The sequence below is a fragment of the Rothia sp. P13129 genome, from assembly GCF_048512865.1.
In the GTDB taxonomy this organism is placed as follows: Bacteria; Actinomycetota; Actinomycetes; order Actinomycetales; family Micrococcaceae; genus Rothia.
In genome coordinates, this window is record NZ_JBLXYA010000001.1 from 62,572 (window position 1) to 78,803 (window position 16,232).

Here is a 16,232-nt window from a genome sequence, read left to right on the forward strand (position 1 = left end):
AAAAATGGATATCGAGGTTCTACGTCGGGCACCTTTATTTGCCTCACTCGACGACCAAGCTTTTGCAGCACTCACTGAAGACATCACTGAAGTTGATCTCTCCCGCGGAGCCACCCTGTTCTACGAGGGTGATCAGGGCGATCAGCTATACTTCATCATTTCCGGAAAGATTAAACTTGGACGTACCGCTACAGATGGTCGCGAAAATCTTGTAGCAATTATGGGTCCTGGTGAAATTTTCGGTGAGATGGCACTCTTTGATCCTTCACCACGTTCCACCAGCGCAACCGCTGTCTCTGAAACTCGCCTTGCTGGGGTCAAGCATGAATCTTTGCGTAAGGCCATGGAAAAATCACCTCAGATTTCGGTGCAGGTTCTTCAGGCGTTGGCTCGTCGTTTACGCCGCACCAACGAAAACCTTGCTGATCTTGTCTTCTCTGACGTTCCCGGTCGTGTAGCAAAGGCTCTACTTGATTTGGCTGACCGTTTCGGTCGCCCTGCAACCGACGGTATTCTGGTTGCTCACGAGCTGACTCAGGAAGAATTGGCTCAGCTTGTTGGCGCATCTCGCGAAACCGTCAATAAGGCTCTTGCGGAGTTCGTCTCTCGCGGTTGGATTCGCCTTGAGGCTCGCGCTGTTGTTATCTTGGATCTTCAGCGTCTACGTAATCGTTCCCGCTAAAAAGATTCTAAATATTTTTTGAGGATACGTTTATGGGGTGGTAGAGAAAAATTTTTCTCTACCACCCCATATTTTTAGAATCTAGCTTAGAGGTTTAAAACTCAGTTTCCTCTAGTTGCCTACAAAGAGCATTTTTGTCTGTTCTTTGGTTTTTGAGGCAGCGTATATTTGAGGAAATATTCTCCGTCTTGTTCGACCACTTCAGCTTTTTTAGGAAGTACCTCCCGTTTTTTTGCAAGGTACGCTACTGAGGTATTAACTGCTGCAAGATCTTCGAGAATACACAGCGTGGCTGGAACAATGAGCTGTTGTAGAGTTTTTCCTCGAGTGCGTTCATGTCCGATAGTATCGCCCAATACTGTCGTTTCTTGGTGTTCAAGAAGCTCACGTACGTTCACCCAGTCACCCCATAGCCCTTTTGAGGCAAGAAGTTTGGGGTGTTGTCCAACCGGTGCAACGCTAGCAAAATAATGGGTGTCATAGCGTTTATGACGAAAATCTGGGGACTGCCAACGTGCGATCGGACGCAAGAGGTCTGTTCTTAAGGTCAGGCCTCGTTTTGTGAGGTAATCAGCAAAACTTTGGTCGCATTGAGAGATAGCTTCACGCGCAGACATCAAATCTAGTGCTTCAGAGGATGTCTCAACAGTACTTAGTTCATCGCGTCCGGCAAGAAGCATTCCTGTTTCTTCAAAAGATTCTCTAATCGCACCAACAACTGCAGCTTGGGTCGCTACAGGGTCTTCTTGTTTGAAAGCGGTAGACCACGTTTTAATGTCTGGTCCAATCCAGGCAAGAGGATCTTGATCACTAGGGATACATAGCCCTCCAGGGAATGCTAAATCACCTAATGGAGAGTGTTCTGAGCGAAGTGTCAGAATTGTTTCAAGGCCTTCTTTTCCATCTCGGACAAAGACCACAGAAGCAGCAGTTTTAGGTTGGCATGGGGTATGTTGACGGTCGTCTAACCATGCCTGAGCTGCTGATGCGTATTCGTCAGGGAGCTTAAAAAGCCTCTCAGGAGATCGAGAGATATTGGGGGTCTCGGTGGTACGTTCACGAACGACTTTTAGCGCCCCTGTATACAGTGTTTGATTAGACATATTCTACGATGAGTTCAACTTCCACGGGTGCATCAAGTGGTAAGACAGCAACGCCCACAGCAGAGCGTGCATGAACCCCTTGTTCGCCTAAAATGTCGTGCAGTAGCTCAGAAGCTCCGTTAATAACTTGAGGTTGCTGGGTAAATTCTGGGGCGGAGGCAACAAAACCGACAACTTTAACGATACGTTTGATGCGGTTGAGGTCCCCTAGAACAGAGTGGACAGCAGACAATGCGTTCAAAGCAGCGATACGTGCACATTCTTGAGCTTGTTCTAGGGTGAGGTGTCCTTCGCCAGTGCTGTGGGAAGAAAGCTTCCCACGGTGTAAAAGCTCACCGTTAACAAAGGGCAATTGCCCAGAAGTGTATACGTAATTGCCGCTCATAACAGCGGGAACATAGGCTGCAACCGGTTGAGGTGTGGTGGGCAGGGTGTAACCTAGCTGTTCGATACGAGATTCAATAGAAATTTTTTCGCTCATCGGGCGTCCTTCTCTGTTTTTAGCTGAACAAAGACCGGCTTCATACCCTGAAGGTTATGAATCCGGTCTATGTTAACTATTTTTTATGATGACGCAACTTTACGTTTGAAGTATGCGATGGGGTTGCCCGCTGTTGGAGCAACCATATTTCCCTGAGGTGCAGCTCCAGCAGGTGCGGTTGAGGGAAGGACTGTTACCAGTTCCCAACCGTCTTGTCCCCAACTATCGAGGATCTGCTTGGTAGCGTGAATCATCAGGGGTACTGTAGCGTATTCCCATTTATCCATAGCCCCCAGCCTAATAGTTATGAGCCTAATTGAAAAGTTTTATGCTCAGAGAAGCACAAATTACTGTAGATAACCGTGTTTTTCGTAGTGTTCTGTTGAGCTTTGAGGCTCTAAATGTGTGAAATATAATGCTGGCAAACCTAAAATCTTTATCGTTATGTGCCCATCTAGACACCTATTTTTCAGGTTCTGCTTGTAGACTGTGGGAATGGCTTCATCGAAGAATGTTCGGAAAAAACGTACTCCGAGCGATTTTATTCAGTTTATTGCGCTGAGTGTTATCGCTGGTTTTGTCGCAGCAGGTATCCTCATTCCCCCTACCGTTGGTATGGGCATTGCTGCAACATCTTCTATTTCTTGGTTTAAAGGTCTTCCTGACGATCTCTCTGAGGGATCCCGTTTTAAGGCGTCAACTCTCTACGCTTCTGACGGTAAGACGAAACTTGCTAGCTTTGAGTCGCAGCGTCGTCGTGATGTTCCGCTAGATCAGATTTCAAAGTATATGAAAGATGCGATTGTCTCAGTTGAAGATCGCGATTTCTATGAGCATGGTGCAGTTTCACCTCTAGGTATGGCTCGTGCTTTTATCAATAACTTGATTCGCCCAAATAACCGTCAGGGTGCGTCGACTCTTACCCAGCAGTATGTCAATAACCTTCTCATTGAGCAGGCAGAGTACCGCGGTGAAGAGGCAAGTACCTTAGGCTCGAATAAGGGCTATATTGATAAAATTAAAGAGATTAAGCTTGCAATCTCTATGGAGCAGAATAAGTCTAAGGACGAAATCCTTGACGGATATTTGAACATTGTGAACCTCGGTGGCACGAACTACGGTGTTGAGGCAGCTGCTTACTACTACTGGGGTATTAAGGCTAAAGACCTTAACTTGCAGCAGTCAGCACTTCTCGCTGGTATGGTGCAGTCTCCAAACCTCTACCGTCCCGATGTAAACCCTGAACTCGCTAAAGAGCGTCGTAATACCGTCTTAGGTACGATGTTGCGAGATAAAAAAATTACTGAAGACCAGTTCAATCTTGCGGTCAGTTCTGAACTTGATCTTGATATTCACACATCTAAAACAGGCTGTATTACTGCAGGAGATGCAGCATTCTTCTGTGATTACGTCACCGCAAAGATTTATCAGGATGAAGCATATGGTGCTACCCCTGAAGATCGTCAGAAGAACCTCTACCGCGCCGGTTACACCATTATCTCTACCATGAGCGTAAGCGCACAGAAGGACGCCAAAGCAGCAGTCGAACAGACTCAGCCATCTACCAATAACTTCGATGATGTTAATGCTGCTTTAGTATCGGTAGAGCCTTCTAACGGCAATGTGGTTGCGATGGCTCAGAACTCTCGATACGGCACAGCCGATGACTTCTCAGCTTCGCTGTATAACTACAACGTTGATTATCAAGATGGTGGAACTCCTGGGTTCCAGCCCGGTTCAACGTTCAAACCGGTTGTTCTTGCTGAATGGCTCAAAGAAGGAAAAGGTATTAACGCAACCATTGACGGTACAGCGTTGAATTATCCGAATTCTTTCCCTTGGCGTGCTTCATGCCTTGAAGGTGGAGTCTTCCACTATGCAGATACACCAGATGGTTTTAGCTTTGCTAACGCAGAAGAAGGCTTCCAACGCTGGGGCACTATTGCTTTTGGTATCAAGAACTCCATTAACTCCTTCTTGTACAGCATGGCGTCTAAAGAAGACCTCTGCGGTGTTCAGGAGATGGCTAAATCTCTTAAAATCTTGACCCCTAAAGTAGGCAAGAGCGGTGGAGAGGTCGCCTTCAACCCTCGCTTCTTGGCTTCTTTGATTGGTGGTTCATCTCAGGTTTCTCCTTTGACGATGGCCTCAGCTTACGCCACCTTCGCAAATGATGGTGTCTATTGTGCTCCCCGCGCGATTAGCACTGTTAAGGATCGTTCTGGCGAAAAGATTAAAACCTACGATAAGAAGTGTCATCAAGCTATTAGTAAAGAAGTAGCTAATGGCGTGAGCTATGTTCTCAAGCAGGTTTTGGTCAGTGGCTCTGGTTATCAGCGTGGTATTGGTTTGCCAGATGCTTCGGCAGCGAAAACTGGTACAACAGACTATTCTCGTCAGACATGGATGATTGGTTACACGCGTGGCCTTTCTACTGCTTCATGGGTTGGTTCTTTGAATAGTGGTTCTCGCTCTCTCAACGGGCTCTCCATTAACGGTAAGCGTCTGAAGTATGTCGATGGTGCAACATATGCTGGTGCTCAGTGGCAGACCTTTATGAAGGAGCAAGCTAAGAACTATAACACTGATAAGTTCCCGCTTCCTCCCAATGAGATGTTAGGAACTCAGCAGTAAATGTGCTTGCTGTTGTTTCTTACAGATAAAACGTTTAAGGAGTTTCCTGTTTGATGGTAACTACCAACACCGTGGCGGTTTCTTCCCGTTCTGTAGCCCGTTCTCTTGCACGAGTAACGGCTGCTGGAGCGTTGGCAGGGGCCGCCACAGTGGCTTATGCCCACTTTTATGAGCTTAACCATTTTACGATTCGTCACGAACAGCTCCCTGTCTTACCTGAAGGCGCTCAAGATTTTAAGATTTTGCATATATCAGATATGCACATGATTCCGGGCCAACAGAAAAAGATTCGTTTCATGCATTCTTTGGCCGAGTTAAAACCTGATTTAGTTATTAACACCGGAGATAATCTTTCTCATCTTGAAGGGTTGCCCAGTCTTTTAGAAGCTCTTGATCCTCTTTTTGATTTTCCAGGTGTGTTTGTACCCGGCTCTAATTGCTATTATGCGCCGATAATGAAAAACCCTGCACGCTATTTGTGGAAGCAAAGCACCGCAGATGAAGGCATTGATGATGCTCGCGTTAAACTTCCGACAGAGCAGATGCATGAGGCTTTTGAACGCCGCGGCTGGGTTGGTCTCATCAATCGTTTTGATGTGATGAACTTTGAGAAGCTACGTCTAGAGTTTTCGGGCGTAGACGACCCTCATATTGGTTATGATGAGCACCCGGGTTTCTCCCCTAGTGCTTTTTCTTCTGATGATTCTCCCTCCGTACGTTTGGGGGTATGCCATGCACCGTATTTACGGACGCTCAAGAGATTTGTTGAGGATGGGGCTCAAGCCATTTTTGCGGGACATACCCATGGTGGGCAGATTTGTCTTCCAGGAGGGCATGCTCTTGTGTCAAATTGTGATTTACCGCCGTCTCGCGCTAAAGGTGTGAGCCTAGAAGATGATGTTCCGGTTCATGTTTCGGCTGGTCTTGGAACTTCTCGTTTTGCTCCGGTTCGGCTTTTTTGCCCCCCTGAGGCGGTTCTTGTGACACTCACGGCCCGTTCATAGCTGTATAACTATGGCAAGGTTATTCATGTTGTCTCTTGTTGCTCTGGTATCTTCTATCAGCTATCATTGAACAGTTGCTTAGGGGCTATACCTAAGAGCAATCGGGATGTGGCGCAGCTTGGTAGCGCGCGTCGTTCGGGACGACGAGGTCGCAGGTTCAAATCCTGTCATCCCGACTTTGTGATTCACTAAGATTTAATAATCTTTATGGTGATGATATGCGGTCAATATATGTTTTAGGCTCTCAGATTCTTCTGAGAGCCTAAAACATATCCCCCATGGCATTTTTTGGGTTTTAGGGTATTTATTGGAGTTTCAGCGCTGCATTATTCCACATCTAGGGTTTTTGCGGGCCACCATAGCTTCTCCCCTAACTCAACGTAGCTAGCTGGAAGCAACACCATATGAATTAAAAGCACTTGAAGGATTACTGCGCAGGTGAGAATACACGCTAGCTGGGCTAAGAACGTTAGCGAAATAGCAAGAAGATAGATGAATACGGAAAGAAGTATCGCACCGCTTGAAAGCAAGACGGGAATCATCATTCTTAGTGCGTTTCGGGTACCTTCGTCCCAACCGTGGTGAGCGTTTTCCTCTTGAACTCGGGTGAAGAAGAAAACACTATAACTGAGAGAAAGAACCATCATCACAATGAACCCATAAAGGCTCACGTTGGGGTCAGCTCCAGCTCCTGACCATAGAAACTGGCACAGTGGTGAAGATAGTCCTAGGCTCGCTGCATAAGATACTGCAGTAATAACAATCATCAATAGAGCAGGAATAATGGCTCTCAAGCTGATAAAAAGCACAAGGAACATGACGGCGAGCATGAGTGGAATGATGATCTGTTTATCTTGTTGTGCACTCATTTTTACGTCAAGTTCTTTGGCGATTTCTCCGCCGACCATTGCGGTACTGTCGATATTGTTACGGAGTTTTTGACGTATTTCTTTGACGCTCGTGAAGGCCTCTGGCGTACCCGAAAAATACTGTAGGTAGACGTTGAGGAAAACCTTCTTATGCGAGACGTAAGGTGTTTGCTCTGAAGAGATATGTTCTTTGACTTTTCCGTCTTCTGCTAAGACAATCTGCCCTGTTGCTGAGGTGCGAGAGGGAGAAGTAACACGCTCTACCCCTTGGACAGTTGTGAGAGTTTCTACAGTTTTTTTGAGGTCTTTTTCTGAGACGATAACTTGAGCCAACGGTATCATGGGCGCATCAAAATGGTTTTGATAGATTTCTTGCCCAATACGCGCTTGCGAGGTTCCCGTAACTTTCTGGTTCTCGGCGGTTCCCATCGAAGGGAAGCTAATGGCTAAGGTTGAAAGAATGAGGACAGGTAGAGCAACTGCCAACCATGTTTTACGAGGTTTGTGGTGTACCTGTTGGATAAGTTTTTCTCGTAGGCTTTGGGCTCTACCCATAAGTTCTGGACGTTGTGGTGTTCTTGCGGGTAAGAGTGAGAATCGGGTGAGTAAAGCAAGTATCGCTTGAAGAAAGCTCAATGAGGCAAGCGTCGCAAAGAGCATACCGATACTGCCCGTAATGCCGAGAGCTTTTGTTGCTTGTATTTGGGAGAACGCGAGGCATAACAACGCAATAGCAGATGTGCCCCCAGAGATGAGGATAGGTCGCCATGTACGAGAGAACGCATGCTGTGCAGCGCGCGATAATGAACGATGTTGTTTGAGCTCTTCACGATACCGCCACACATAAAGGAGTGAGTACGTCATGGAGGCGGTAAAGACGAGAACTAGTAGAGTGCCTTGGGTGGGTGCTTGGATATAGATGACTCCGTGTTCAGCAAGAATCCATAGCGTTAGCAAAGAAGCACAAAGGGCTGCTACGGTGCTAATCATCACCATTAAAGACACTAAGAATGAGCGGAAAATAACCGCTAATAAGATGAGTACGACGGCGACCGCGTACATCATGAAAGTAATATTCATGGACTCTAAGGAGTCAGAGAGGTCTACGGTAAAGGCGGCCGGTCCAGTAACATACCCTTGGATATTTCCGGGTGGGTTCGCAATAGCTCCTTGTATCTTATGGATACTTTTTCGGAGGTTTTGATCTTTTGCGATTGGAATAGTAATTTTTGCGGATTCTTGGTCTTTTGAATATTCCAAAGAGCGCACATTTTTGATATCTAGCCCTTGGTCGCGTAGATATTGAGGTATTCCTTCTAGATAGGCATAGTCAATATTTTGAAATGGCTGGTCTGAGGAAAAAACAATAACTGCGGAGGTGTAGTCCTGAGCATAAAATTCGTTCTTCTCTTGAGCAACACGTGATGATTCGACCGATGACGCGAGTATCGGTTGAGGTGCGTTGATGGCAAGATCAGAGATTTTTCCAAAAAGCGAACCTCCAATAATTGTCAGGGCCGCCCAGAAGACTACTAGCGTTCCTGTGAGCACTAGTTTCCACCATGGAGTGGTTGCTTGAGCCGAAGAAAAATGTTTAGGGGACATACACTCAATCTTAAACAGAGGACAAAATATCTATGTAAAAATTTTAATATACTCACCTGAGAAACACATGAGAAATAGCAGCGTGTAGCATATTATGATGCATCTCTATATATTTCGTGGGGTTCCTTACAGACTATCCTTTCATCAACATCATTCCCACCTTTAGATTCTCACTATGTCAGACTTATAAAGAAAAGTCATGTACACATTTTATTTGCTAAGGAATAGCGCGTATGGGTTCAGTTGAACACCTGATTATTGCCAATGCCAGCAGTGAAACGGCAAATGCATACATCTCCATTTTTTGGATTGCACTTGTGGCAATGCTGTCTCCTCTTCTTTCTGCTCTAACCAAGAAGAAAATTCCTGACGTCGTGATTCTCCTTTTGCTCGGAGCAATCATCGGACCTAACGTTTTGCATCTGGCAGACACCGATAACGGTGTTGAACTCATCAAAGAACTTGGGCTCGGAATCCTATTCCTCATCGCAGGTTATGAAGTCAATACAAAAGCGATGCACTCTCGTCAAGGAGGCTTTGCTTTAGGCACTTGGGCGGTGTGTTTTACTCTTGCGCTCTTAGCATCTGCAAACTTTTTCTCTGAATTCCGCAACGGGCTCGACCATATTGCGGTGTTTGCAATTGCCATGAGTTCTACCGCTCTTGGCACGATTTTGCCCATGGTCCGAGCCAACGGGAAAACTGGTACAAAACTCGGCGACGCTATTATGGTGCACGGCGCATTAGGTGAAGTCATGCCAGTTTTTGCGATGTCAATTTTGTTATCGACTCATTCTAAAGGTTTCGCTGTCCTCATTCTTCTTGGGTTCTTACTCATTGCTCTTATTACAGCAATTCTACCTCGCCGTGCTTTTGCCCATATCCCTGGGCTAGGGCGCACCATGGCTGCCGGAGCAAACCAAACAACCCAGACAATGCTACGTCTTGCGATGTTGATTCTTTCAACTCTCATGATGTTTGCAGCGGTCTTTAACCTTGACGTTGTCTTAGGCGCCTTCGCTGCCGGTATTATTTTGCGCTCGCTCACCCCAGAGTACGCATTTGAGCCCTTTTCTGAACGTCTCGATGTTCTCGGCTTCAGCTTCTTAATTCCGCTCTTCTTCATTTGCTCTGGCATGGGAATTGATCTTAAGAGCATCGCGAAATCTCCGGTAGCTCTAATCCTCTTTGTGTTGGCGTTACTTATTCTTCGTGGCCTACCGGTGTTCCTTGCTGAACGATTCTTCGACACCGGTTCGGGGCTACAAACGCTCAATGAGAAGGTTCAACTTGGTTTATATGCTGCCGCTGGTTTGCCCATGATTGTTGCGGTAACTGAAGTGGCACTTTCTCATGAGCTCATCACAGAATCAGCGGCTTCACTATTAGTCGGCGGTGGAGCTTTGACGATTCTCATTTTCCCGCTCTTGGCCTCTGGTCTAGACGCAATTTTCCGTGATAAAGACGCTGTTATCGAAGAGAAAACGACGAAAGATAAAATTACCGAGAAGAAGCGTCAACGTCATCAGTCTTCACAATTATCGACCAGTTCGTTGCCGGTAATTTCTCAGGGGCCTGATGGTCGTGGTATTGATCCGACGAAGAAACCTGTAGAGTCCTAAGCTTTTTTGGGATTAAACGTATTGGGTGGTTCCCCACAAGATTGTGGAGAACCACCCAATACGTTTAATGAGTTAGTATTTCACCTCAATTATTTGAGGATAATAACGTCCAGAGTTCGTGGACCGTGCACACCCTCAACACGAATCAACTCAATATCTGAGGTTGCTGAAGGTCCAGAAATCATCGTAATAGGACGTTTATAGGAAACTCGTGCGATAGCTTCTGGAATGAGTTCTACGATGGTGTCCTCTTTAACAACACAAATATGGTGGTCGGGAACGAGTGTAATAGCTCGTCGTCCTTCATCAGGATTCGTGTTCAAGAAGATGGTTCCTGTTTCTGCACATGAAACAGTAGAGTTAGTCACCACTGCGTCGATACGGTCAAGCTCTTTGAGCGAGAGCGTCCCCGCTTTTTGAATGTTACCAGCGTCGAAAACGCGAGAACGAGTGGCGGTATCTTCGGGAAGCCAGTTCGTGTTGATACCGGTAGGCACCACGTAACGGGAAGCTTTTTCTAGAAGCTGGTCGATACGGTCAACGATGCTCTCTTCTGTTTCGTGGTAAACATTCGCTTTATAGTCGATGAGACGGTCAACGAGCATTTCGATGGTGTCTTCTTTGCTCAGTTCACTGACTCGACGATAGTTGCGGATTGGCTCAGCTGGCTGGGGGTTATCTGAAAGTGAGGCACGAATACGGGCGAGGATATCTTCTTTAGCGGTGCTCATTATTCGCTCTCCTTTGCGTGGCGCGCAGCCTGAGCTTCTCCTGCTGCTCGCGCATTAGCTTTTACTTCTTCGACCTTGCCACGGTTAGCCTCTATGAGCGCTTGAATGTCTACGCGTTCTCCGCCCACACGTTCAGCAGCAACGCCGCGTTCTTTCTTCCACCAGTTGCGGAAGGATTGTTTGGGAGGCTCTGGGATGTCACGGTATTTTGTCCATCCGCCGACAAGACCGGGAAGTTTAGAAATCTTGTGGTCTCGTCCGGTGATAATACGGGACATGGGCAGACCCTTTTCAGCCAAAGACATCAATTTGCCGGAGCTAAAGAGTACTTTAGCGCCAAACATCATAGCGTCCATCTGTGGGTGAGGATGCTTCTTGCCACCCTTGAAATCACCTTGTGCTTTTTCGAAGTCGACGGCTTTACCGCGTAGGTGAACGAGTACGTCAGGAATGTTAATCTTGACGGGGCAGGCTTCGTAGCATGCTCCGCAGAGGGAAGATGCAAACGGTAGTGAAGAGTTGTATTCGTTCTCGATACCACCAAGCTGTGGTGAGAGGATTGCACCGATAGGGCCGGGGTAGGTTGAGCCGTATGCGTGTCCGCCTGCGCGTTCGTAAACGGGGCAAACGTTCATACATGCCGAGCAACGGATGCAGTGTAGTGCTTGACGGCCTACTTCATCGTTGAGGACGGCGGTTCGTCCGTTATCGATGAGGATGACGTGCATGTTTTGGGGTCCGTCACCGGGTGTTACACCGGTCCACATGGAGGTGTAGGGGTTCATGCGCTCACCGGTTGAGGAACGTGGCAAGAGTTGTAAGAACACTTCGTAGTCGCTGAAGGTGGGAAGAATTTTTTCGATACCCATGAAGGTGATGAGGGTATCGGGAAGGGTCAGGCACATACGTCCGTTACCTTCAGATTCAACGATAGTGAGGGTTCCGGTATCGGCGATACCGAAGTTTGCGCCAGATACTGCAACTTTAGTGTTCAAGAACTTGTCGCGAAGGCGGATACGTGATGCTTCTGCCAGTTCTGCGGGGTTATCCGAGAGGTCCACTTTGACGCCTTCAATTTTTCGTTTGAAGATGTCACGAATTTGGGTTCGGTTGAAGTGAATTGCTGGAACAAGAATATGTGAGGGGCGGTCTTCTGCCAGCTGCACGATTTCTTCTGCCAAGTCAGTTTCGATGGCGTTGATGCCTTTTTCTTCAAGAAATTCATTGAGGCCCATCTCTGCAGTTGCCATAGATTTAATCTTGATGATTTCGTCTACGCCTTCGGCTTTGATGAGGTCATAAGCAATTTGGTTTGCTTCGCTGGCGTTGCGTGCCCAGTGAACGTGTCCGCCGGCTGCGGTGAAGTTCTTTTCGAACATTTCTAGGTATTCTGGCAGGTTTGCAAGAACACGTTGTTTAATCATGGAGCCGGCGGTGCGGAGGTCTTGCCAGTCTGGCAATTCGTTGATGACGTCGGCACGTTTATTACGGATTTTGTGGGTTGCAAATCCGAGGTTTGCGCGAAGCTGTTCGTTGGTAAGTTCTTTTGCCGCGTATTTTGGGAATTCTTCGAACTCGAAGATGTTTCCTTCACCGTGATACACACGAGGCATTCCAAGTGATACTGCTGTCATAATTATTTACCTCCTGCGGCTGCTAGTTCTACGGGGCCAGAGACTTTCAGCGGGTTTTCTTTAGTGGATGCAAGAATCTCGGCGAAGTGTACGGTTTTGACAGGTGAGCCTTTTCGGCTAAGTGCACCACCGATGTTCATTAGGCATGATACGTCGCCACCGGTGCAGATACTTGCACCAGTTTTTTCGATATTGTCTGCCTTGTCAGAAACCATAGCCCCTGAGGTGTCGGCATTTTTGAATGAGAAGGTTCCACCGAAGCCGCAGCATTGGTCGAGTCCTTCAATTTCGGTGTATTCGATTCCACCAACGGTGCGTAAGAGGTCGGCTTGACGGGTGCCGAGTTTGAGTAAGCGCATGCCGTGGCAAGAGTTGTGGTAGGTGACGTGCTCTGGGAAGTATGAGTTGAGTTGTTCGGCAGCGTTAGTGATGCCGAGAACGTCGATAAGTAGCGAGGATAGTTCAAAGGTGCGGGCAGCGATAGTTTCTGCGCGTTGAGCTAGTTCTTCGTCTCCTGCTCGGCGAGCAATCATGGGCTGTTGGTGCCCAAGGGAGGCAACACATGATCCGGAGGGGGCGACTGCTACGTCGAAGTCCCATGAGTCGAAAGCGTTGACGTGTGCTTTAACAACTGGATATGCGTCATCGAAATATCCGGAGTTGACGTGCATTTGTGAACAGCAAGTCTGCCCTTGGGGATAGACAACTTCGTGCCCTAAACGTTCTAAGATTTCCACGGTAGCCTGCGCCGTGCGTGGGTACATGCCGTCGACGAGGCATGTTGAGAATAGTGCAATTCGCATAGCTTTCTCCTTAGATGGTGCGCTACGGACTCATTCGTGGTTCGCACCCAAAATAGAACCCTTGAGTTTGAAAGAGATAGCGCGTGTATATTCTTATCTTTCATTTAACACGAGTTTTAGTACCTCGAACCATTTTGATTAGCGCATTTTTTTATGACTAAATACCTCTTTTGTGCATGCTTTTCACATTGCACCAACAATGTCTCACCACATGAAAGGGTGCATTTTTGCGGGGTGTTGGGGCGTTTTTCGCGGAGTTTCCCACTTTTCCCGATGTAAAAGCTCATTATTTTTGCAAGACACAGGCGCTTCCCACATAAATACACACAAACCCTCAAAAACACGAAAAGGGGTTGAGGTCACAATAGTTTTGCAATGGTGATACGCCTCATGTAGGGTTATAACATTCTAGTGGTCAGACCACACATTTTTACATCACACGTCAAACCGCTTACTAGCGGTTTTCTTAGTTCCTTAAAGGAGAGCTATGAATACTTGGTTTGCACAAACCGACGCAGTCGGTGGCAGCCTGGGACTCTCAGCACTCGTAGCATGTCTACCGCTTCTCGCGTTCTTCATCATGCTTCTCGGTGTTAAAGCCCGCGCACACATTGCCGGCCTGACATCCCTCGTCGTTGCTATCATCGTCGCAGTTATCGGATTCGGCATGCCCGCCGACCTCGCCGCAATGTCAGCACTTCGTGGCGGACTCTACGGCGCATTCCCCATCGTCTGGGTTATCCTCATGGCAATCTGGTTCTACCAGATTACCGTCCTCTCTGGCCGTTTCGAAGATCTCCGTCGCACCTTCGACGCTATCGGTGGAGGCGACCTACGTATCCAGGCTATCCTCATCGCGTTCTGCTTCGGTGGCCTACTCGAAGCACTTGCAGGCTTCGGCGCTCCCGTTGCTATTACCGCAACAATGATTCTTGCACTAGGTGTTAAACCGCTCAAAGCAGCTGTCACCGTACTTATTGCAAACACCGCTCCCGTAGCATTCGGCGCTGTAGCTATCCCCATCACCACCGCAGGTGAAGTAGGCGGCAAAGATGCAACCGTTATCGGTGCAATCGTTGGTCACCAAGCACCCTTCCTCGCATTCTTCGTCCCACTTATCCTTCTCTTCATCCTTGACGGCATTAAGGGCGTTAAAGATGCTTGGGTTCCTGCAGTTGTTATTGGCTTCTCCTTCGGTGTTGCACAGTGGCTCACCGCAACATACTTCGTCTACCAGCTCACCGACGTTGTTGCATGTATCGTTTCCCTCGGTGTAGCAGTTGCATTCTTGCGTGTATGGAAGCCTCGCGGCATCGCAGGTGTTCGCGAGCGCTACGGACTACCTCCGCTAGAAGAAAACGCAAAATCCGAACTCACCGGTATGCGCGTATGGATGGCACTCATGCCTTACGCCGTTGTTGTTCTCGTCTTCGGTATTGCGAACCTAGCGACCCCCGTTGTTACTTGGCTCAAGAGCACCAACCTCGTCGTCAAGATGCCTTTGCTTGAAGATCGCCTTGTTAATGAAGCTGGTGAACACGTCAAGTCCGCATACTCCTTCGCATGGTTGAACAACCCCGGTAGCTTCTTGCTCTTTGCAGGTCTTATCGTTGCTGTCTTGTACATGGTCTTCAACGAAAATAACCGTTACGCTCTCAACTTCGGTGATGTTGTCAAAGAAATCGGTGTTACCGCATACCGTATGCGTTTCTCCGCATTGACCATCGTTGCTGTTTTGGCCCTAGCGTACGTTATGAACTTCTCCGGTCAGACCGTTGCAATGGGTGCATTCGTTGCAGGACTTGGACCAATCTACGCATTCCTCGCGCCTTCGCTCGGTTGGATTGGAACTGCTGTTACTGGTTCTGACACCTCCGCAAACGCACTCTTCTCCAAGCTACAGGTTGCTGCTGCGAACAACCTCGCACAGCAGGGTGTTACTGGTGTAACCCCAGAGCTCTTGTTGGCAGCAAACACCACCGGTGGTGTTGTTGGCAAGATGATTTCCCCACAGTCTTTGGCTATTGCAGCAACTTCTGTGGATATGGAAGGTAAAGAGTCCGAAATCTTCAAGACTGTTCTCCCATGGTCTATCGCCATGTTGGTGACCGTCTGTACTTTGGTCTTCTTGCAAACCAACATTTTGCACTTCCTGATTGAAATTCACCACTAAGATACGCCCAAGGTTTTCTCACCTAAAGGTGTTACTTACGGTGGCGGTATCTCAACTTCGGCTGAGGTGCCGCCACCGTTTTATATCATTCCGCCGTACCAAAGAGGAACTGTGAAAGAAAGAACCTTTAGCGTTCTCATCGACTCTGTAGAAACAAAACTTCGTCGTGGCCAACTACGCGTAGGAGATAGACTCCCCGGAGAACGAGCATTAGCCGAACAATACGGTATTTCTCGTGCTTCCGTACGTGAAGGCTTACAAGTTCTTGGTGCTGTAGGTCTTATCCGCTCACAGTCCGGTTCAGGCCCAAAATCTGGAGCTATCGTCGTGTCAGAGCCTTCTGATGCGTTAAGCTGGGCGATCCGGATGCATATTGCAACCAAAACACTTCCTGTTTCAGATGTGGTCACAACACGCATTCTTTTAGAAGGCCATGCGGCACGTATCGCAGCAGTTGGAGAAGATACTGTCAAACGTTCACACGCCTTACAGCGAGCCAAAAGTTATCTTGACGAGATGGATTTTGAAAATATTAGTGATGAGCGTTTTCATTTTTGCGACACCCGTTTCCACTATGAGATTTCTACGCTCAGTGAAAATCTTGCTCTAGAAACTGTTATTGATTCGCTTCATCTGGCAACGGTAGGGTACGTCGAAGAAGCCGTCCCATATTTGCAAGATTGGAAGAACGTCAAAAAAGAGCTTCAGAGACAGCATCGAAAAATTTATGATTCTATCCTTGCTCAAGACCCAGACACAGCCCAGCAAAGCGTAGCGGAACATATTACATGGTTCTATGCGCTCTCCGATGAAGCTCAAAAACATCGTGAATACCACGAGAAAATCCGTGACGGGGTACTCCCCTCATAAATGAGCAGAATAAAAACATAT

13 protein-coding genes and 1 tRNA gene are annotated in these 16,232 nt (G+C 47.6%); 7 read left to right on the forward strand and 7 right to left on the reverse strand.

Translation table 11 applies throughout. From position 1 onward, the window contains the following. The first annotated feature begins 4 nt into the window (after positions 1–4). Positions 5–682: a Crp/Fnr family transcriptional regulator gene (locus tag ACN081_RS00300; RefSeq protein WP_419100979.1), complete on the forward strand. Its 678-nt coding sequence runs from the start codon at positions 5–7 to the stop codon at positions 680–682. A gap of 119 nt (positions 683–801) precedes the next feature. Here ACN081_RS00300 and ACN081_RS00305 read toward each other — a convergent pair whose 3' ends face one another. The 3 genes from ACN081_RS00305 to ACN081_RS00315 form a co-directional block, all read right to left on the reverse strand. Beyond that, positions 802–1,785: an NUDIX hydrolase gene (locus tag ACN081_RS00305; protein WP_419106603.1), complete on the reverse strand. Its 984-nt coding sequence runs from the start codon at positions 1,783–1,785 to the stop codon at positions 802–804. Further along, a complete protein-coding gene (locus ACN081_RS00310) occupies positions 1,778–2,266 on the reverse strand; it encodes a RidA family protein (RefSeq protein WP_419106604.1) in 489 nt (162 codons plus the stop codon). Before ACN081_RS00310 ends, ACN081_RS00305 begins: the two co-directional genes overlap by 8 nt. 83 nt (positions 2,267–2,349) lie before the next feature. Then, complete coding sequence (locus tag ACN081_RS00315) at positions 2,350–2,553, reverse strand: hypothetical protein (RefSeq protein WP_419102659.1); 204 nt, start codon at positions 2,551–2,553, stop codon at positions 2,350–2,352. A 208-nt stretch (positions 2,554–2,761) separates the two neighbouring features. On the opposite strand from ACN081_RS00315, the gene ACN081_RS00320 reads away from it, so the two are divergent. The 3 genes from ACN081_RS00320 (at position 2,762) to ACN081_RS00330 (ending at position 6,080) form a co-directional block, all read left to right on the forward strand. Next, on the forward strand, positions 2,762–4,900 hold the full coding sequence (locus ACN081_RS00320; RefSeq protein ID WP_419102660.1) for a transglycosylase domain-containing protein: 2,139 nt from the start codon (positions 2,762–2,764) through the stop codon (positions 4,898–4,900). A gap of 53 nt (positions 4,901–4,953) precedes the next feature. Beyond that, positions 4,954–5,904 carry a metallophosphoesterase gene (locus tag ACN081_RS00325; RefSeq protein WP_419102661.1) on the forward strand — a complete coding sequence of 317 codons (951 nt, stop codon included), beginning with the start codon at positions 4,954–4,956 and terminating at the stop codon, positions 5,902–5,904. Between the two features lie 102 nt (positions 5,905–6,006). Further along, a tRNA-Pro gene (locus ACN081_RS00330) sits at positions 6,007–6,080 on the forward strand. A gap of 150 nt (positions 6,081–6,230) precedes the next feature. On the opposite strand, the gene ACN081_RS00335 is transcribed toward ACN081_RS00330, so the two are convergent. Further along, complete coding sequence (locus ACN081_RS00335) at positions 6,231–8,378, reverse strand: MMPL family transporter (protein ID WP_419106605.1); 2,148 nt, start codon at positions 8,376–8,378, stop codon at positions 6,231–6,233. Between the two features lie 233 nt (positions 8,379–8,611). Between ACN081_RS00335 and ACN081_RS00340 the strand changes: the two genes are divergently transcribed. Continuing rightward, positions 8,612–10,000: a cation:proton antiporter gene (locus ACN081_RS00340; RefSeq protein ID WP_419102663.1), complete on the forward strand. Its 1,389-nt coding sequence runs from the start codon at positions 8,612–8,614 to the stop codon at positions 9,998–10,000. An 89-nt stretch (positions 10,001–10,089) separates the two neighbouring features. On the opposite strand, the gene ACN081_RS00345 is transcribed toward ACN081_RS00340, so the two are convergent. The 3 genes from ACN081_RS00345 to ACN081_RS00355 are packed head-to-tail and all read right to left on the reverse strand — an operon-like array spanning position 10,090 to position 13,168. Next, on the reverse strand, positions 10,090–10,731 hold the full coding sequence (locus ACN081_RS00345; protein ID WP_419100986.1) for a LutC/YkgG family protein: 642 nt from the start codon (positions 10,729–10,731) through the stop codon (positions 10,090–10,092). Further along, complete coding sequence (locus ACN081_RS00350) at positions 10,731–12,365, reverse strand: LutB/LldF family L-lactate oxidation iron-sulfur protein (protein ID WP_419102664.1); 1,635 nt, start codon at positions 12,363–12,365, stop codon at positions 10,731–10,733. The genes ACN081_RS00345 and ACN081_RS00350 overlap by 1 nt, the downstream gene beginning before the upstream one ends. Positions 12,366–12,367: 2 nt before the next feature. Continuing rightward, on the reverse strand, positions 12,368–13,168 hold the full coding sequence (locus ACN081_RS00355; RefSeq protein ID WP_419102665.1) for a (Fe-S)-binding protein: 801 nt from the start codon (positions 13,166–13,168) through the stop codon (positions 12,368–12,370). Positions 13,169–13,655: 487 nt separating this feature from the next. On the opposite strand from ACN081_RS00355, the gene ACN081_RS00360 reads away from it, so the two are divergent. Continuing rightward, a complete protein-coding gene (locus ACN081_RS00360; RefSeq protein WP_419102666.1) occupies positions 13,656–15,341 on the forward strand; it encodes an L-lactate permease in 1,686 nt (561 codons plus the stop codon). A 111-nt stretch (positions 15,342–15,452) separates the two neighbouring features. Then, positions 15,453–16,211: a FadR/GntR family transcriptional regulator gene (locus ACN081_RS00365; protein WP_419102667.1), complete on the forward strand. Its 759-nt coding sequence runs from the start codon at positions 15,453–15,455 to the stop codon at positions 16,209–16,211. Positions 16,212–16,232 lie beyond the last annotated feature (21 nt).